This is a genomic window from Sutcliffiella tianshenii, assembly GCF_016908565.1.
In the GTDB taxonomy this organism is placed as follows: Bacteria; Bacillota; Bacilli; order Bacillales; family Bacillaceae_I; genus Sutcliffiella_A; species Sutcliffiella_A tianshenii.
The window spans coordinates 186,351-203,942 of record NZ_JAFBED010000006.1 but is presented as its reverse complement, the minus strand read 5'-3'; the positions used below and the strand labels follow the sequence as shown (position 1 = coordinate 203,942).

20 protein-coding genes are annotated in these 17,592 nt (G+C 44.4%); 1 reads left to right on the top strand and 19 read right to left on the bottom strand.

From position 1 onward, the window contains the following. Window position 1 precedes the first annotated feature (1 nt). The 17 genes from JOC95_RS14935 to JOC95_RS14855 all read right to left on the bottom strand — a co-directional run bounded on the left by JOC95_RS14935 (window position 2) and on the right by JOC95_RS14855 (window position 15,517). The gene (locus JOC95_RS14935) at window positions 2–982 is read right to left on the bottom strand and encodes an ROK family protein (RefSeq protein ID WP_204417990.1); all 981 of its coding nucleotides are present in this window, start codon (window positions 980–982) and stop codon (window positions 2–4) included. Between the two features lie 17 nt (window positions 983–999). After that, complete coding sequence (locus JOC95_RS14930) at window positions 1,000–1,782, bottom strand: sugar isomerase domain-containing protein (protein ID WP_204417989.1); 783 nt, start codon at window positions 1,780–1,782, stop codon at window positions 1,000–1,002. 34 nt (window positions 1,783–1,816) lie between these two features. Next, complete coding sequence (locus JOC95_RS14925; RefSeq protein WP_204417988.1) at window positions 1,817–2,599, bottom strand: SDR family NAD(P)-dependent oxidoreductase; 783 nt, start codon at window positions 2,597–2,599, stop codon at window positions 1,817–1,819. Continuing rightward, a complete protein-coding gene (locus JOC95_RS14920) occupies window positions 2,600–3,571 on the bottom strand; it encodes a phosphotriesterase family protein (protein WP_204417987.1) in 972 nt (323 codons plus the stop codon). It lies immediately after the preceding gene. 37 nt (window positions 3,572–3,608) lie between these two features. Next, a complete protein-coding gene (locus JOC95_RS14915; protein WP_204417986.1) occupies window positions 3,609–4,688 on the bottom strand; it encodes a Gfo/Idh/MocA family protein in 1,080 nt (359 codons plus the stop codon). 37 nt (window positions 4,689–4,725) lie between these two features. Beyond that, window positions 4,726–5,244 (bottom strand): NAD(P)H-dependent oxidoreductase, encoded by a 519-nt coding sequence (locus tag JOC95_RS14910; protein ID WP_204417984.1) that lies wholly within the window; start codon window positions 5,242–5,244, stop codon window positions 4,726–4,728. A 36-nt stretch (window positions 5,245–5,280) separates the two neighbouring features. Further along, window positions 5,281–6,168: a carbohydrate ABC transporter permease gene (locus tag JOC95_RS14905; protein ID WP_239582933.1), complete on the bottom strand. Its 888-nt coding sequence runs from the start codon at window positions 6,166–6,168 to the stop codon at window positions 5,281–5,283. 2 nt (window positions 6,169–6,170) lie between these two features. Further along, on the bottom strand, window positions 6,171–7,064 hold the full coding sequence (locus tag JOC95_RS14900) for a carbohydrate ABC transporter permease (protein ID WP_239582932.1): 894 nt from the start codon (window positions 7,062–7,064) through the stop codon (window positions 6,171–6,173). A gap of 132 nt (window positions 7,065–7,196) precedes the next feature. Further along, window positions 7,197–8,480, bottom strand: coding sequence for an ABC transporter substrate-binding protein (locus JOC95_RS14895; protein ID WP_204417973.1), 1,284 nt, complete (start codon window positions 8,478–8,480; stop codon window positions 7,197–7,199). Window positions 8,481–8,528: 48 nt separating this feature from the next. After that, the gene (locus JOC95_RS14890) at window positions 8,529–9,329 is read right to left on the bottom strand and encodes a sugar phosphate isomerase/epimerase family protein (RefSeq protein ID WP_204417971.1); all 801 of its coding nucleotides are present in this window, start codon (window positions 9,327–9,329) and stop codon (window positions 8,529–8,531) included. Window positions 9,330–9,345: 16 nt separating this feature from the next. Next, window positions 9,346–10,440 carry a Gfo/Idh/MocA family protein gene (locus JOC95_RS14885; RefSeq protein ID WP_204417969.1) on the bottom strand — a complete coding sequence of 365 codons (1,095 nt, stop codon included), beginning with the start codon at window positions 10,438–10,440 and terminating at the stop codon, window positions 9,346–9,348. Window positions 10,441–10,482: 42 nt separating this feature from the next. Further along, entirely contained in the window at window positions 10,483–11,316 is an 834-nt protein-coding gene (locus tag JOC95_RS14880; RefSeq protein WP_204417967.1) for a phytanoyl-CoA dioxygenase family protein, read from the bottom strand. 201 nt (window positions 11,317–11,517) lie between these two features. Further along, on the bottom strand, window positions 11,518–12,438 hold the full coding sequence (locus JOC95_RS14875; protein WP_204417959.1) for a YhfZ family protein: 921 nt from the start codon (window positions 12,436–12,438) through the stop codon (window positions 11,518–11,520). Between the two features lie 162 nt (window positions 12,439–12,600). After that, the gene (locus JOC95_RS14870; RefSeq protein WP_204417951.1) at window positions 12,601–13,437 is read right to left on the bottom strand and encodes a phytanoyl-CoA dioxygenase family protein; all 837 of its coding nucleotides are present in this window, start codon (window positions 13,435–13,437) and stop codon (window positions 12,601–12,603) included. 340 nt (window positions 13,438–13,777) lie between these two features. After that, on the bottom strand, window positions 13,778–14,839 hold the full coding sequence (locus JOC95_RS14865; RefSeq protein WP_204417942.1) for an LLM class flavin-dependent oxidoreductase: 1,062 nt from the start codon (window positions 14,837–14,839) through the stop codon (window positions 13,778–13,780). Between the two features lie 32 nt (window positions 14,840–14,871). Then, window positions 14,872–15,051, bottom strand: a complete 180-nt coding sequence (locus JOC95_RS14860) for an antitoxin VbhA family protein (protein ID WP_204417940.1) — start codon at window positions 15,049–15,051, stop codon at window positions 14,872–14,874. Further along, complete coding sequence (locus JOC95_RS14855) at window positions 15,038–15,517, bottom strand: YkvA family protein (protein WP_204417938.1); 480 nt, start codon at window positions 15,515–15,517, stop codon at window positions 15,038–15,040. The genes JOC95_RS14860 and JOC95_RS14855 overlap by 14 nt, the downstream gene beginning before the upstream one ends. A 138-nt stretch (window positions 15,518–15,655) precedes the next feature. Between JOC95_RS14855 and JOC95_RS14850 the strand changes: the two genes are divergently transcribed. Beyond that, complete coding sequence (locus tag JOC95_RS14850) at window positions 15,656–16,120, top strand: hypothetical protein (protein ID WP_204417936.1); 465 nt, start codon at window positions 15,656–15,658, stop codon at window positions 16,118–16,120. A gap of 24 nt (window positions 16,121–16,144) precedes the next feature. On the opposite strand, the gene JOC95_RS14845 is transcribed toward JOC95_RS14850, so the two are convergent. Both JOC95_RS14845 and JOC95_RS14840 read right to left on the bottom strand, forming a co-directional pair. Next, the gene (locus JOC95_RS14845) at window positions 16,145–16,909 is read right to left on the bottom strand and encodes a hypothetical protein (RefSeq protein WP_204417928.1); all 765 of its coding nucleotides are present in this window, start codon (window positions 16,907–16,909) and stop codon (window positions 16,145–16,147) included. Continuing rightward, complete coding sequence (locus JOC95_RS14840; RefSeq protein WP_204417926.1) at window positions 16,896–17,432, bottom strand: RNA polymerase sigma factor; 537 nt, start codon at window positions 17,430–17,432, stop codon at window positions 16,896–16,898. The genes JOC95_RS14845 and JOC95_RS14840 overlap by 14 nt, the downstream gene beginning before the upstream one ends. Window positions 17,433–17,592: the final 160 nt, after the last annotated feature.

Here is a 17,592-nt window from a genome sequence, read left to right as displayed (position 1 = left end):
TTTAATGAATAAGGTGCTTGGAAGAAAAATTTGTCCTTGCCCAGGCAGCAACACCTATTGCCCCGGCGAAATAATCAAATTTTGACTTCACTATTTTTACACTGCCCAATGCTTCAGGAAATAGGATGTTCTCCTCTGACAGCTTATTCTTTACTAGATCAAGCAGGAGGCCTGACTCGGATACGCCCCCTCCAAAACAAATCGCTTCAGGATTCAGGAGGGCAATCGAGTTTCGGATTGCGGTTGCAAGGCCGTTTGCAGCTTTTTCCAGTATGTCGAGGGCTGCAATATCCCCCTCTAAAGCCGCTTTTGTCACCACTTCCGTTGTAACCTTGTTCAAGTCATTCTTTACGAGGTCTCTCATTTTCGTTGGTAGTCCTTGTGCGATGCATCTGATTGCGGAAGTAGCTATCGCCGGGCCGCTCGCAACAGTCTCGAGACATCCCCTGTTCCCGCAGCCGCAACGCAGTCCTCCAGGCTCCACTACCTGATGGCCGAATTCACCTGCAACTCCACGGCTACCTAAAAGCAGCTCTCCATTAGAGACAATTCCCCCACCAACTCCAGTCCCGATAGCGATGTAGATGAAATCACGGAATTCCTGTGTTGCCCCAAACATCTTTTCACCATACGTTGCCGCTCTGGCATCGTTTAAGAGAAAAATGGGCAAGCCGGTGCATGCTTCAAGTTTCGCTTTTAAGGGTATACCCCGCCATTGATTGTCTGGAAAATTCGGCATCAATTCTACCACGCTATTATATTCCCCTAGAACTCCCGGAACCGTTACCCCAACTGCTTTTATCGGAAAAGCAAGCATCTCTTGAAACTGTTCGATCATTCTTTTCATTTTGGAAATGACATGCTCACTCCCACGATCCGCTTCCGTTTTCACCAGCATCTCATGCAAGATCTCTCCGGAATTATCGATTGCCATTGCTTTGATGTTCGTACCACCAAGATCAACGCCTATATAGTAAGTCATGGCTGCATTCCTTTCTTCTATAGATAGCGTGTACTTGCCCAATACTCTTCGTACGATTCTTCAAAAAGCTTTTTGGACTCTTCTTCGCCTACAAAAACGGAACTGGTGATGACCTTCGGTGTTTTCCCATTCTCGACCAATTTCTTTGCCACGTGACATTTGATCAGATTTACAATGACCGTGTTTCCGATCGTAGATCCCGGACCAACAGGCGTTTCAAGCTGGTCTATCTTCACCATTGCATCTCCTGGTATCGTACAATTATCAATCACCACATCGGCAAGCTCATATAGCTTCTTCCCTGAACTATGCTTGGAGGTGGCCATTTTACTATGGGCCAGTGACGTTACCGCAATGAGGGGAATCCCCCTTTCTTTCATTCCAAGTGCAATGTCGACAACCACCTTGCCTGTTCCGCTGTTGCTGAAGAGTATCATACTGTCGTGACCTCCGAAATGATAGTTCGATAGAATGACATTTCCGAAGCCCTCGACATTTTCCAAAAAGATCGCCTGTCTTTGTCCATTGCTGCCAACCACATTATGGTGATTGGTCAGAGACAGCTCTACCATCGGATGAAAACCAGGGAAACTACCATAGCGGGGATAGATCTCTTCCACTGCCATCCTGGAATGCCCGCTACCGAATAAATGAACAACATTTTCGTTCAAAATACTATTTGTACATATCTCGACTGCCTTCATGATATTTTCCATCTGTGTATCTTCTATTTGTGTCACGATATTTTTCACACCGGTAATGTAGTCCGTTACCAATCCCATCGTTGCTTCTTTTGTCATCTGGTATCCCTTCCTTCACATGTCATTTTGCTTGCTATTGTGCGCTCCACCCGCCATCTATCGGCAGTGCGATGCCTGTAATGAATTTTGCTTCATCGGACGCAAGGAATGCGATTGCCTTGGCTACATCATCCGGATATCCGACATGCGGTGATAGCGGCTGATAGAAAGTGAGCGCCTCCCGAATGACGGAATCATTGATTGCCCGCTGTGACATGGGGGTATCCAACAACCCGGGACAGACCACATTCAATCTTATATTGTCCTTCGCATAGTAGACAGCCGCCGAGCGGGTCATCGATATGACAGCTCCTCTGCTTGCTGCATAGGCGTGGGTACAAAAATGATCCTGTGTACCGATAAGGCCCAAAACAGAGGACACATTGACGATCGACCCTTTTTTCTGTTTTTTCATGATGGAGAGGGCATGTTTATTTGTCAGATAGACGCTCTTCGAGTTGGATTCCATTACAACATCCCATCCCTCCTCCGTGCATTCATCCAAAGGTCCGTCTCCCCACTTCCTGCCACTGATGCCAGCAACATGGACCAGGATATCGAGTCTACCAAATCTATCCAAGGTTTCTTCAAAGATTCGTTCCACATCTTCGGAACTTGTTGCATCGCCTTGGACCGATAGTACTTCAGTGTCTCCCTCTGTTTCTGCCTTTAGCTTTTTTCCTGCCAGACCGGTTTTCTCTTCATCCCTTCCGACGATTGCCACATCTGAACCTTGTTGAAGAAAGCAGCGTGCCGTTTCCAGGCCGATTCCGCTCGTCCCTCCGATTATCAGTGCCACCTTACCTTTTAAATCCATCTATCTACCCCTCTCTTTCAAGGAGAACGCATTTTGCGGATTTTTTGTCATGATCCCCATCACCAGCTCTTCCGCTATGCCATGTCTGATCAGTCTCGGAATGAACGACTCGAGTAGCGATGCCATCCCTGGACCGCCGCCATACGCTTTCCAATAACTCCGCAGTGCAAAATCGGTACCTAAGAGTATCTTATCCTGATAGCCTGCCTCTATCATTCTTTCAATCAATTGCACGGAATGGATATCAGGATGATACTTGATCCTCGTTGCATTATCATACTCGATATAACAACCGGTTTCGGCGAGTTCTTTATGCACATAGAAATCGGGATTGCGATCCATATGGCATATAATCACATTTTCCGGTTTTACTCCGAATCTTGTGAGCAGCTCGACTTGCTCGATCCCACAAGTACCGTGTTCCGTATGTGTTGCGATAGGTATTCCAGTTTCCAGATGTGCCATAGCCACAGCCTCAAAAAGCTTTTGGGAGACGGGCTTTATGACGTTGTAATCTGACGCCCCCTTGAGGACCCCTGCTTTTGCAGAAACCCTTTCCACCAACGGACCGTTATAGCTATGCCTGTCCATCCCCACTTCACATTCCTGGATCAATAGATCCGTAATGTCATCGATGGAGTAATGATAGATCCAGTGCAGATCATCGTAATAATATGGTTTATGGAATCCGGTTGTCGCAATGATATTTGTTTCTGATTTTCTCGCAATTTCCATCAATGCCACTGGATTCCTACCTGAGTCCAGCGGCATGAAATCGACGAAGGTTTTGGCGGCAAAACGTTTACAATCAGAGATTTCCTCTACCGCTTTTTCGATGCTATCGAGCTTCAGGTCGCTCTTTTTCATGACGCCAAGCCCGCCCTGTATGATCAGATGTTCATGGGCATAGACAATTCCCAGCTCATCCTTCGGGATATCCCCCAGAACAGTCCGGACTACCGATTCTCCCATTCTGTTTTCCCCTTTATATTGTATTTTCTTTATACCATCACCGAACAAGATTACCTTCCAAAATCTCTGAAATCCCGACCGCTCTTTTCTTTTGATCTGATTCATAGCAGGCATCCACCATCGCCATGGTTTCTAGATTGTTCCTGCCGCTGATAAAGGACTCCTCACCTGTTTCAATCATCTTGAACAGTTCTCCCATTGTGTAACGGAATGCTCCCGGGAACCAGCTTCCCTCCAATGTAGGTGTATACCAGACGTCTCCAAGCTGCTTGGAGTAAAAGGAAATCTTACTCGGATCCCCGCTTGGCCAGCCGAGGTTCATGTTGATGACACCTTCTGTTCCTTCAATTTTGTACGTGACCCCATAGCTTGGCGGGTCCCAGGTGAATCCGTCATCCAAAGCGGTGGCCATCAGTCCGTTATCATACTCAAGGATATAGGAAGCGGAATACTCCCCTCTAAATGCACCCTCCGGATGAGGAATGGAGCTCGCATAAAGACGCTTTGGAGTTCCGAACAGATAGCGGAACTGGTCAAGATGATGAATGCTCATGAACAGGTACATCAAACGGTCATACTCCTTTTGGTATTCCTGCCAATGCGGAGTGAAGCGCAGTTCGATGGATGCAATGACAGGCTTTCCGATATGTCCGTTTTCCAGAAGGTTTTTTGCAGCCTGTATCGCCGGATCGAAGCGGCCATTCTGATTTACCACTAAAGCGACCCCGGCATCCTTGCAGATTTCCACCGCTTCCAAGGCTTGTTGATAATTCATGGCCAAAGGCTTCTGTGCCAATATATGTTTTCCGTGACCTGCTACCTTTTTGATAAGCTCAAGCTGGCTGTGGGGAGGGACAGAAATGTCCACTACCTCCACTTTCGGATCAAGGAGCATCTCCTCAAGTGTGCTATATACTTTAGGAATCTCGAATTGAGCTGCCACCTCATGCGCCTTTGCTTCTGTCCGATTATAGATCCCGACCACATTGTAGCCGGCTTCCCGATATGCCGGCAGATGGCATTCCTTAACGATGAAACCTGCACCTATGATCCCAATTCCGTAATCCTGTTTGTTACCAAGCTTCGGGATATAATCAAGATTAAAATTCACATTCATGCCGATGCCTCCGTTCAAGTATTCTATTATTTTTTTCCTACTGTTTTTTTACATAGACAACTAGTTCCTCTGCACTCTCCCTGATCTCTCTTTCACTGATATGCGGCGCCCTGTATAAAACAAATGGATCCAGGTATTTCATTTCCGTCAGTAAAACAGTAGCCGAAAGAGGCAGGAGGAACTGTTCGATGGTGTATTTGCTCGAACCTTCCGGACTATAGGATTCCTCCGGTTTACCTGCCGATATCACCAGCCCATATTCTTTTCCCTTCAGTTGGTTCCCTGTTCCATAGGCAAAACCGTATTTATACACTTCATCCTGCCATTTTTTCAAGAGGGATGGTGTACTGAACCAGTAGAAGGGAAACTGGAAAAGGATTCGATCATGCCCAAGCAACAAGCTCTGCTCCTTTTCCACATCAATCTCCCCAGTCGGATATTTTCCGTATAGATCATGGATTGTTACGTTTTCTTCCTGTTCCAGTCTTTCCTTCCAAATGGCATTCACTTTGGATTCATTCAGATTGGGATGAGCTACAATAATTAGTGTTTTCATAGATGTTCCACTCTCTCCATTTATTTTTCTATTTCCTTATTTAAAAGAGGACAATGACGCCCCTGCTTGCATGAAGTACTTTTGACCAAAGAAATATATCAGTATTGATGGAATGGTGAAGATGGTCGCGGCAGCCATCAACAATTCCCACTGTCCGCCATGCTGTGATAGGAATCCTTGAAGACCAAGCGAGATTGTCCATAGACTGTCATCATTCAGATAAATGAGCGGCCCCATAAAGTCATTCCAAACTCCTGTAAAGGTGAAAATCGTAATCGTTGCCAAAGGCGGCAAGAGGAGCGGGTAAATGATCTGCAGGAAAATACGAAGCTCCGATGCCCCATCGATCCGTGCTGCTTCTGATAATTCATTCGGTATGCCCATGATGAATTGCCTTGTCAGAAAGATGTTGAATGCCGATCCGAAAAATGCGCCAATCGTCAAAGGCAAATAAGTATTCACCCAGCCCAGCTGAGCAAAAATGATGTATAACGGGATCATGGTAACCTGCCCCGGGAGGATCATGGTCGAAATGATGATCGCAAATACCACCTTCGATCCCTTCCATTTTATTTTTGAAATGGAGTATGCCGTCAAAGGCGCAGAAATCAGTTGACCGATAATATTGACCACACAAAGGAATAAGGTGTTCAATGTATAGTGCCAAAATGGCATGGCAGTGAACGCTTTAATAAAGTTGTCCCATTGTGGCACCTCCGGAAAAATCGTTGGAGGAAATTGAAAGATCTCACTCGGTGTTTTGAGGGAGGAAAGGATCAGCCAGATAAAAGGGAAGAGAAAAAATAGCCCGACTACCCCCAAGACCAGATGTGAGAAGATGGATTTGATCTTCTTCTTTTTAATCTTCATTCCCACTTTATTTTCATAAGAGGCTGTCACCATCGGTTTTGTAGATGCATTCATCCTTACTCACCTCCATAATAGACCCAACGCATCGAGGTCTTGAAAATCAGGATTGTTATCAGTACGACGATAATGAACAAAATCCATGCGAGTGCACTTGCATAACCCATGTTCAAATTCACAAATGCCTCATTATATAGATAAACAGCATAGAAGAGCATACTCTGATCAGGTCCTCCGAGCGCACCACCGGTAAGGATGAATGCTTCCGTAAAGATCTGGAATGCACCGATCAGTCCCATCGTCAATAAAAATAATGTAATCGGTGATAAGGCAGGCAAAATGATATACCTGAACTTATGCCACCAGCCGGCTCCATCGATGGAGGCAGCTTCGTAGAATTCTTTCGGTATCCCCTGAAGGGCAGCAAGATAAATGAGTGCACCGCCACCTGCCCCGAATAGCCCCATGATGATCAATGATGGCTTCGTGAAATCCGGATCTATCAGCCATGCTGGATCCGGCAAGTTTAATGATCGCAAAATCGTATTCAATATACCTACATCAGGGTTCAAAATCCATAGCCACAATATTGCCATTGCAATCCCTGGAACCACGGTCGGCAAATAGTATATCGTCCTGTATACGGCTATTCCCTTTACTTTAAGGTTGAGAAGCAACGCAATCAGCAGATTTACTACCAGGGAAATCGGTACATAAATGAATGCCATATAGAAGGTGTTGCTCAAAGACTTATAGAATCGGTCATCCTGAAATATCTTGATATAATTATCAAATCCCACCCACTTTGGCGGGGAAAAGATATCATAGGAGGTGAAGCTGTAATAGAGCGATTGGATAAAAGGGATTACTGTAAAGAGCAAAAAACCTATAATATACGGTGCGGCGAACGCTAATCCAAGCCAAAACTGTCGTTGACTCCTACTTAAGGCCATCGTAAACATCCCTTCAGATTTATTGGAGATTACTGACTAGTGTATATGTATTAATTGGATAAGGGTCTTTACCGATCCATTTTCATGTACCGGTAAAGACCTCGACTGATTTTTTAAATCTTATGGAGGCTATTATTGATTCTTTTCGTCTGCGATAGGCTGGATTTTATCCTTGATCTTTTGCAACCCTTCATCGACTGACACCTTGTCCCTCATAATTTCATCCTGTACTGTCCACACTTCCTGTAAAAACTCTTCCAAAAAAGGCACGGAAGGTACGGATTGCATGTTCCCATTCACAACATAATTCATGAAAGTGTCATACTCAGGTACATCGTCAAAAATCGGATCATCCACAGCACTTGTCCGTGTTGGAAGGTTACCAAGGGATGCGGCGAACTTGACCATCTGCTCCTTTTCGGTCAGCCAGCTTAAGAAATCCCATGCTTCTTCCGGATGTGAGGCACCTTTAGGGATATACAACGTACCTACATTGATGAATCCGGAATTTTTCGTTTCAGGATTGTTTGCATCATACGGCATAGGTGCTATCCCGTAGTTGAAATTCGGCGCATAGCGCTTGATGAAGGTTGCCAGCCATTCCCCATCAAAGGACATGGCATATTTGCCTGTAAAAAAGGAGTTCTGTGCAGAATCATACTGTCCTTCAGCACTTGCCATCCGATCGATGGCATCGCTTCCGAACATATCCCACATTCTTTTATTCAGTTCCATGGTATTTTTAAAGCCCGGCTCAAGCACGGCTACTTCTTTCTTTTCGGCATCCCATAATTGACCACCGAAAGCATTCATCCACATATATGGATTACCTGCCGGCCAGATACCCAGTCTTTCAATTCTTCCATCCTTAACAACACTTAGCTTTTCATTGTACTCTTCAAGCTCCTGAACCGTTTCCGGAGGACCATCCAATCCTGCCTCTTCCAATAGATCCTTATTGTAGTAAAGCATCCACGTATTCATCACAATCGGTAACGCATACGTTTTTTCCTCATACTGAACGGCAGCTCTTGCAGCTGGCAGGAAATCTTCCATGTCATATTTATCTTTTTCTATAAATTCATCAAGCGGCGTGATCGCCCCGCGTTCTGCCCATGTTGCAATTTTGTTTTCATCCGGGTGTGATGCAAGATCAGGCGGATTTCCTCCAACGATGGATGTCATCTGCTTTTGTACATCCCCTTGGCTTAATCCTTTAACAAACACTTCATCCTGACTGTCATTGTACTCCTTGATGAGCTTTTTCATTTCCTCCGCTTCATCGCCTCCCCATGTATACCAGAAGTCGATTGTAACCTTTCCGTCATTGCCTGCAGAAGAATTGGAACAACCAGCCATAATAACCATGGAAAGAATCAAGAGTATGGAAACACCTGCTATAAACCTTGAACGCATTTCATTGACCTCCTTGAAATAATAGAATTTTAATAATCAAGAATAATTTCAGTGGTTCTGTATCGCTTTTCTTAAAAATTCAATGGAGTGCCTGGTATCCTCTACCATCGTTCGTCTAGGTTGTACTTCCTCGCTATGGAGCAGTTCAAAGGTGAGCCAGCCATTATAGTTGACATCATGAAGGGCTTGGATCAACTGTTTGAAATCCATATCGCCTTCCATCAGGTCCTCTGTTGGGACACGGCCATTCTGGTTTCTTAAATGGAAGCTATAAATTTTTTCATGATACTTCCTGACCCATTCAATCGGATCGAATCCGGCAACATATGCCCAGCCTGTGTCGATGCATAGTCCAACCTCCGGGCTAGCATAGTCTATGACGGACCGCAGATCACCTTCAGCATTATGCCGGTCATCAGCATGGTTATGCATGCTTATCTTCAGGCCAAGATCACTGACGGCTGCCGCAATGCGTGATAGATGGTCTCCTTGACGTTTAAACTCCTCATCGGTTTTGGGAAGGGAAACTCCCCACCCACCTTTAGGATCGGCATTGATCAGCAAGTCCCGTCCACCTGCTTCCGCTAATCTTCGTGCAACGGGCATGATACTTCCTTCAAGGTCGATTTCCTTTTCATGCAGCTGAAGGCCCACATATGCACCGGAAACTGATAGATTAAAAGATTTGGCCATTTCAACCAGCTCGGGGAGCGGGTCTAATTCGACAGCATCCAATCCCGCTTCTCTTAAGCTTTGAAACAATTCCTCCCAAGGGGCATCCTTTTTATGCTCGAGCCAGTACCTTTCCGCCCAGCCATACAAGCCGGTTGAGAACCCTAAGATTTCCATACCTGTAATCCCCTTTTTAATTTGTTGCCGCTTTTTCAGCAGTTGCCAATTTTTGTACTATTCCGGTTTCAGCACAATCGTACAGTCCCTGTAGACACGAGAAATTAAACAGTGTTTGTTCGTTAACGAGTGCCGGGGATTCCTCACCCCTCACGCTCTGATAAAAATAGTGGACCGGATGATCCATGAATCCTATCTCACCTTGATTTGGAAGCTCTTTTTCTTCTGTTACTACTTCCCCATTCTTATCAAAAGAGAGCACAACCTTGTCCGATTCAAAATATGGCGACCATTCCAATGCACCGCGAGTTCCTTCGATTTCCACATGATGATAAGGTTTGCCATGTGTGCATGACGCACGCTCATACTGGACCCAGACGGTTTTCCCATCAAGGTGATACTTCATCATGGCCCCGACATGGCCTTCCACATCATAAACAACATCTGATGGATCTGCCTCTGTTTCGGGCTTGCTTACCCATGCCGATGTAATATCAATAGAACTTGGCTTTAACACATCATTCAGGATGGCAATGTCGTAAGGACCCCAATCCATGACAATGCCTCCCCCACTTTTGGATCTGTCCAGGAACCATTGGCTCTCCGGCTGATATTCTACCCCCGGCCTGGACCTTTGACCACGGTATACAAATGTAACTTTATAAATATCACCCAAAACTTGTGATTCCAGCAGTCTTTTAACCTCTTCCGTTTTTGGCAGGCCAATGAATCTGTCACTGCAGCATCCTAGCAACTTCCCTCTTTGTTTGGCGATTTCAAGCAGGTTTTGCGCCTCCTGTCCATTCATGACAAGCGGTTTTTCGCAAAGCACATGACGACCGGACTCGAGTGACATGCGGGACAATGGATAATGGGTAAAAGGCGGTGTACCGATAACGACGATATCGTCCTCATTTGCGTTTTCTGCTAGCATCTCTTTCGCATCCGAAAACCCTAAGGCATCTGGATAATGCTGAAGAAATTCATTCAACGCTTTTGAATTTGGATCTGCGACTTTCACTTGAATCTTTTCCTGATCTGGGAGCTTTCTGATTGCTTCCGCATGTGACCTGGCAATTACACCAGCACCTATTAAATAAAATCTCATCATGACACCACTTTCCTGTTGAATGTATTTACTAAGCTAACCCGATTATTCCCAAGGCATTTTAACTGGAGAGCCGATTTTTTCCATGCGATAAAGCTCTTTTGCTTTCTCTGGAAGCTTATCGTATGTTTCCTGTGGGATTGAGATGGAAGAACCTGCACCATACCAGCTTCTGTTGAAAATCATCGCCAAATTTGTTCTGCGATCATTTGATCTGTTAGGTGTCCCACGGTGCCACATGCGGATATCCCTTATGACGATGGACCCCGCTGACATGTATACCTTTTCAGAGTACATGTGCTCAGCCGCACGGACGATATGCAGATGCGGATTGACCGTATTGTTTAAAGTATCATGATTGGAACGATCGGGATTCTGATGCGTTCCACCCGGCCAAACCTCAAGTGGTCCATTTTCTTCTGTCACATCCACCAATGGGATATTCACCACAAGGCTGAACGGAGGAAGCGGGATTGCCAATTCAGGAAACAAAGGCATAATATCGCTATGGGCATTCTGATAATCAGAACCAGGCATTGGCGTATCAGAAGCGAAGTAGTTGCAATGGTTCCACTCCCCAAGAATCTCATCGATTACCTGAGTGACAATGGGATGACAAATGACATCCTCATCAATGAAGGGCTCCATGAAAGGAAGGAACATCTGGGCACGATTCGTACCAGTGTTGTAGCCTTTACGCTCGATGAACTCATCGAACAGTGGATCAAAGTTGTTGCGGATATTGGAGATTTTCTCCTCGGATAGTACCTTGTCAAAAAGGATATATCCGTTAGCTTTCACTTGCTCGACAGCTATGGCAAGTGTTTCCGGGTCTAATTTCCTGTTAGCTTTTTCCTGCTCTGATAATTGAATTTTCATCGTATTCCCTCCAAGTTTTGAGTTTTCTATGTAGGTTCCATGATGATGTATATAAAAGCCTTTTGTTTCAGCTTTTATTAATTTACTGTTTTAATAAAACGCTTTCATTTACACTCAAAAATTTTTTACTTCCGACTGAAATATAGAAACGTTTCGATGAGCTTTTAAAAGAGACACTACATGTAATGAAACAAGTAGCGTTTAGTAATAAGGACTTCTCTTTCTCGCAATGACCTCTTTTTGTATCTCGAGGATCCGTTCGATATCACATAATTCCTCCAATAATGAAACTACATCTCCTCTATCCTTGTTTACAAGGATAGCACCTGCCATGCTATTCACTCCCTGCCTTTTACCTTCATAGTCAACTTCGCGGAATGTCAGCGTATCAATCAGCATGGTTGGTACGAGCTGGGAGCTATGCCAAACCGCTGCATCAATCACACCATCAGCAATGAGATAGGGACTGTGCATATACATGACCTTGACCTTTTTGTTCTTTTCAAAAATAGTATTCGTAAACTCGATGTGATCCAGGGAGGTTTCGTCCACCCCGACCTTCCATTCACTCATGTCTTCCGGGGCATTTTTCCCACATAGGATGATCATATCCCCATAATAGCTCTTGTCGTCAAACGAACCGAGTACCATCAGGTTATCATATAATCCACGTCCCCAGACTGCCGCTTGATGAGAGCAGAGTACAAAGTCACATTGGTTGTTCAACAATTCATTGATCCTCAGCTTTGCCCCGTTCTTAACGGAAAAGCTGCAATCTACATTCTTTTCTTTCAATGATACAGTCAACCCTGTTGCCAGCCCTTGAAATTCAAGTGTATTTGGCAATGGCAGCGATCCTCTAATCGGCCCGGAATCCATAATGGACCACAATGCAGCAGAATTTTTCTCCAATAAGTAAGTTCCCATTTGCCCTTTTGGCTGAACTTTGACTGCTTCCATCTCCTTTAAAGCTGTCATGGCTTTTTCGATGGTTCCATAACCGACAGAAAACTTGTTTGCTAACTCATGAGTTGTGGGGATCTTTTGCCCAAGTTGACATGCCAGCAATTCACCGGCAATACCCTTTGTCAAATCTGAAATTTTAGAGTTTAAAGTTTTCATATTTTCAATATACAGAAAAATGAAAATTAAAGTCAAGGTCTTTTTTAGAAAAAATAGAATTATTAAAATATTCGTTATTTAACGATAGTATTTGAGGGATCTTTGGAAATATATGAAAAGCCCGAAACGATTCAGCGTCTCGAGCTTTTACAAAATTCTATCTTACCATTCCCACGGCATCTTCACCTTGCTGCCGATTTTCTCCATGCGATATAGCTCTTTTGCCTTTTCCGGTAGCTTTTCGTAGGTTTCCTGAGGGATATCAATGGACGAGCCTGCACCATACCAGCTTCTGTTGAAAATCATCGCTAGGTTTGTCCGGCGGTAATCGGATTTGTTCGGTGTTCCGCGGTGCCACATGCGGATATCACGGATCACGACGGAGCCTGCTTTCATGTACACCTTTTCGGAATACATATGTTCCGCAGCCCGTACGATATGCATATGAGGATTCACCGAGTTATCCAAAGTATCGTGGTTCGCTCGGTCCGGGTTCTGATGCGTCCCACCTGGCCATACCTCTAGCGGTCCATTTTCTTCTGTCACCTCCACCAATGGGATATTCAGAACAAGACTGAAGGCCGGCAGCGGGATCGCCAATTCTGGGAAAAGCGGCATGATATCGCAATGTGCATTCTGATAGTCGGAACCAGGCATCGGCGTATCGGATGCAAAGTAGTTACAATGATTCCATTTTCCAAGCAACTCATCAATGACCGCAGTCGCTATCGGATGGCAGATCACATCCTCGTCAATGAATGGCTCCATGAAAGGAAGGAACATCTGCGCACGATTCGTTCCTGTATTATATCCCTTGCGCTCGATGAACTCATCGAACAAAGGATCGAAATGGTTACGGATATTTGTAATCTTTTCTTCTGGAATCACACTATCAAACACAATATACCCATTTGCCTTGACCTGCTCCACAGCAATTGCCAATGTTTTCGGATCTAATTTTCTGTTTGCCTTTTCCTGCTCTGTTAATTGAATGATCATTGTATACCCTCCCCGTAATTAAACCGCTTACAATTAAGTCGAAACGTTTCGATATCAGATAAAAAGAAACACTACAGGCTATCGATCAGACATGTAGTGTTCTTTTATATATACAACATACAGAAAAGTGAAATTGGTAGTCAAGAAGTTTTTTAGAAAAAAAGCCACTTCATAAAGTATTGGAAGATAATAATCATCAGAAAAGTGACTCCTACATCAAGACAAACCTCCCAGTACTTCCTAGTGTACTTTTTATCAAAAACAATACGAAACAGATATAATATGATGACAACAAAGAAAATACCAGGAATGTTCATTAATCCCTCTGAATTGAACATATTTATCCAAGGTTCCCTTCATCAGCTTCCCATTTTTCCACTGCCTCCCGAACCTTAGGTGCTACCTCTTTTCCGAAAAGCTCGATGGCATTCATAACATCATCATGTGGCATTGTGCCAACCGGAATGTGGATCATGAAGCGCGTGATGCCGACGTTCTTGCGGAGGTGGATGATTTTTGCAGCAACCGTATCCGGATCTCCTACATAAAGGGCACCGTCAAAGCTTCTGGCCGCATCAAATGTGGCCCGTTCATATCTACCCCACCCGCGTTCTCGGCCGAGTTTATTCATCACATATTGAGTGGAAGGGAAGAATTTATCCGCAGCCACTTCTGTTGTTTCTGCAATAAAACCATGGGAATGTGACGCAACCGGAAGCTTGGAAACATCATGACCCGCCCGGCTTGCTGCCCGCTTATATAGCTTGACGAGCGGTTTGAAGTGTTCAGGGCTGCCACCTATGATGGCGAGCACTAGCGGCAGACCGAGCATTCCGGCACGTACTACCGATTCGGCATTACCGCCACTGCCTATCCACACCGGCAACGGATCCTGGACAGGTCTCGGATATACTCCTAGATTATATATTGCAGGTCGATGGCCGCCTCGCCATGTGACCTTTTCCGATTCACGTATTTTCAACAGCAGTTCCAGATTCTCTTCGAACAGTTCATCATAATCCTTCAAATCAAAACCAAAGAGCGGGAAGGATTCGATAAAAGAGCCTCTGCCTGCCATGATCTCCGCCCTGCCGTTTGAAATGGCATCAAGCGTCGCAAAGTCCTGGAACACACGAACCGGATCTGCGGAAGATAGCACCGTTACTGCACTTGTCAGCCGGATTCGTTTTGTCTGTGACGCAGCCGCGGCAAGAAGCATTGCTGGAGAAGAAGCGGCAAAATCTTCCCGATGATGCTCGCCCACCCCGAAAACATCCAATCCTACCTGATCTGCCAGGACAATCTCCTCCACCACCTCTCTAATTCGCTGAGCATGGCTGATCACTTCTCCCGTAATGGGATCTGGTGTTGTTTCGACGAACGTACTTATTCCTAGTTCCATAAAATTAAGTCCCCCTTGGTGAAAACGTTGTGCTATTTCTCTTTCGCTTTTTCCAGCGCTATTTTCAAAAACTCTTCTTCTGTTATTTCACCTTTCAGTTTAGCCCGCACCAGTTCCAGATGTTCTTCAGTTATGGAAAACCCAGAAAGCTCCATGGATGCTTTTGCATTAAGCATCGCTTTTTCATAGCTTTCCTCATTAAGTTGACTCATTTGCATCACCTTCTTCCGGGGGAAGCACTTCATTCTCCTGCTTCCACTCCACGAATTTATCGATGTCCTTCTTCACCTTCCTAAGGGTAAGTGCAATTACCGCTGCATCATCGGTAAATCCGAGTGCAACCATCGCATCGGGTATGGTATCAAGCGGCATCACAAAATAAAGGATGGCTCCGACAATCATTAAGAGGGAGCCGTAGGGAATGTTCCTGTAATCACCTTTTATATACGCCTTCACAAGCTCAAACATCGTTTTCAGGCTTTCCCATGTTTCTTGGACAAATCCTATGTCTTCTTCTTTTTTCTTTGCTTTATTTTCCGCTCTTCTTAGCAGGTTTTTAAGCTTGTTCATATCTTTGAGATATTCAGCTGCTTTGTTTTTCGTCTGTCCGTTTATCTCTTCCATATCAATGATCTCAGTTTTCTTTTGTTCTGATATGTTTTTCTTTTTCCAGAACATGCCTCTCACTCCTGTCAGTTCACGTCCACTTGCTTCTACAATAGCAGAAATCTTCCTTATTTTGTATTAGATTGCTTGTTCGATGCAAGAAAGTAACGAAATATATTTTCTCCCATAGGATACATGGAGGTGATTATCGTGAAAAACTGGTTAATTGCAGTGATTCTCACGTACCTATTCCTTCTGTTCTTCGGGAGTTTCATCGCAGTCGGTTTCCTCTGGACAGGGCAACTCGTAAAAGCTTTACCGGAAGTCGCGGGAATGGAGCAGCTTCTCTATTATTTCTTTGCAGGGGCAATCGGTGGTTCGCTGAGGCATCTCTATATGTTCTGCACCCACTATATGAAGGATGAACTTCACAACCACAGAGAGTGGATCATGTATATCTTCTACCCGTTCTTTGCGACAGGTACAGCAGTGATTGCAGTGACCTTGATTCAAAGTGGCATCCTATTCATAGAATTCACCAACCATAACGAGGCCCACCCTTATGCTGAAATCAGCATCGCCTTCTTCATCGGCTTCGGCTTCAACCGATTCCTGGCAAAGCTGAATAAGGTTTCGGAAAATATGTTTGATGCAAACAAAAATAACGCCAAATAAAGCCAAGGGGACTGGCCCCTTGGCTCATTTGTTTACCTGTTTCAGGAATGATGTAACAAATGCTCTTGCTTCTGTTGGAGTTTCTGGTCCGGTCACTTTATGGGAAAAGGAATATGTTAGGTGGTTAAGTAAAAAGTTATATTTGATATATCTATCAGTATCCATTTCTATTTCCTTATAATAGACTCTTGTGCCTTCAATATCTATCTCCTCGCCGGAAATAGCATTCACATTGGAAATATCTACTCTTATTTCAGAATGGATATCTTTAAAAGGGTTGATAACAGGTTTGCCGTAAACAAAGTCGCCCATTTCCCTCAATTTTTCAAGATCCTTATTATCCAAAGTATTGCTTTCAGCCTTGTATATAATTGTTGCTCCTAGTGGTCTATCTCTTTCATAAGTCCCCCCACCCATAGATGAGCCCGAATATGGAACCCAGATCATTTGCGCATGATACTTAGGATGATTCGGTATAATAACCTCTTTGTTGAACGTGTCAGATAACTGCTTCTCTACCCCTTCATACGCTGCCGGGCTTGATTGTTGAACAGGATCCTCCTGGAGGATCTGATTCGCTACAAAATAACCTCCAACCATGAGAAATGCGGCTGCTAGAATAGCGGAAACGACAGGATTGAAAACATCCCTGAACAATCTTTTCTTCTGAGGTAATTCCACACTATTCATCAGCCTGGAAAAAACCTCCCGTTTGTCCGCCTCCATCATATCCATAGACTCATAGCTTCTAAACTCCCGATCAAATTCACTTTCCTCAGTATGTTTCATGCTTGTAGCCCTCCTTTATCATTTGTTTCTTTAATGCCTCCAATCCCCTGAATAAAGTTACTTTCACCTTGTTTTCGCTCCAGTTGAGGACCTCTGCCGTTTCTTTGATGGTCAACTCTTTTATTTTTCTCAAAATGATCACTTCCCGGTAGGAACGCTTTATTGCTTGGAGCGCACGATAAAGCTCTTCCTCCCGCTCTCCCAATTGTGCAACATTTTCCGGCAAGGGATCTTGGGAGGTAAGCGATGCGAAGGAATCCAACAAATACCTCAACGGCTTTCTTTTTCTCATATCATCAATGGTGACATTTCTGGCAATGCGGTACAGCCAATTTTTGTCGCTCGTTTCCCCTTTAAAGGAAGAAAGGCTATGATAGGCTTTCAGAAACGTATCATGGGTCAAGTCCTTTGCCCGTTCATGATCCCCAATCATCAACAAAATGTATCGAAATATATCGTCACTATACTGGTGGTACCATTCTTTTAATTTCTCTTTTGCCTTTTCTTCCTGCACGTTGTACATTCACCCCTCTCTAGCGAAAGAATCTTGATGAATAATTTCTTGCCTTAAAGACGGCTCACTTTATTAAAAGTTACACTATTCCAAAATAAAAATATGTATATCAGTAAAATTGTACAAACATAAAAATCGGGCACCATTCTTTTTAAATAAGAATGGCACC

Coding starts and splice junctions, on each gene's coding strand:
- JOC95_RS14935 (WP_204417990.1), bottom strand. CDS start 982: ATGACTTACTATATAGGCGTTGATCTTGGTGGTACGAACATCAAAGCA.
- JOC95_RS14930 (WP_204417989.1), bottom strand. CDS start 1,782: ATGACAAAAGAAGCAACGATGGGATTGGTAACGGACTACATTACCGGT.
- JOC95_RS14925 (WP_204417988.1), bottom strand. CDS start 2,599: ATGGATTTAAAAGGTAAGGTGGCACTGATAATCGGAGGGACGAGCGGA.
- JOC95_RS14920 (WP_204417987.1), bottom strand. CDS start 3,571: ATGGGAGAATCGGTAGTCCGGACTGTTCTGGGGGATATCCCGAAGGAT.
- JOC95_RS14915 (WP_204417986.1), bottom strand. CDS start 4,688: ATGAATGTGAATTTTAATCTTGATTATATCCCGAAGCTTGGTAACAAA.
- JOC95_RS14910 (WP_204417984.1), bottom strand. CDS start 5,244: ATGAAAACACTAATTATTGTAGCTCATCCCAATCTGAATGAATCCAAA.
- JOC95_RS14905 (WP_239582933.1), bottom strand. CDS start 6,168: ATGAATGCATCTACAAAACCGATGGTGACAGCCTCTTATGAAAATAAA.
- JOC95_RS14900 (WP_239582932.1), bottom strand. CDS start 7,064: ATGGCCTTAAGTAGGAGTCAACGACAGTTTTGGCTTGGATTAGCGTTC.
- JOC95_RS14895 (WP_204417973.1), bottom strand. CDS start 8,480: ATGCGTTCAAGGTTTATAGCAGGTGTTTCCATACTCTTGATTCTTTCC.
- JOC95_RS14890 (WP_204417971.1), bottom strand. CDS start 9,329: ATGGAAATCTTAGGGTTCTCAACCGGCTTGTATGGCTGGGCGGAAAGG.
- JOC95_RS14885 (WP_204417969.1), bottom strand. CDS start 10,440: ATGATGAGATTTTATTTAATAGGTGCTGGTGTAATTGCCAGGTCACAT.
- JOC95_RS14880 (WP_204417967.1), bottom strand. CDS start 11,316: ATGAAAATTCAATTATCAGAGCAGGAAAAAGCTAACAGGAAATTAGAC.
- JOC95_RS14875 (WP_204417959.1), bottom strand. CDS start 12,438: ATGAAAACTTTAAACTCTAAAATTTCAGATTTGACAAAGGGTATTGCC.
- JOC95_RS14870 (WP_204417951.1), bottom strand. CDS start 13,437: ATGATCATTCAATTAACAGAGCAGGAAAAGGCAAACAGAAAATTAGAT.
- JOC95_RS14865 (WP_204417942.1), bottom strand. CDS start 14,839: ATGGAACTAGGAATAAGTACGTTCGTCGAAACAACACCAGATCCCATT.
- JOC95_RS14860 (WP_204417940.1), bottom strand. CDS start 15,051: ATGAGTCAACTTAATGAGGAAAGCTATGAAAAAGCGATGCTTAATGCA.
- JOC95_RS14855 (WP_204417938.1), bottom strand. CDS start 15,517: ATGTTCTGGAAAAAGAAAAACATATCAGAACAAAAGAAAACTGAGATC.
- JOC95_RS14845 (WP_204417928.1), bottom strand. CDS start 16,909: ATGAAACATACTGAGGAAAGTGAATTTGATCGGGAGTTTAGAAGCTAT.
- JOC95_RS14840 (WP_204417926.1), bottom strand. CDS start 17,432: ATGTACAACGTGCAGGAAGAAAAGGCAAAAGAGAAATTAAAAGAATGG.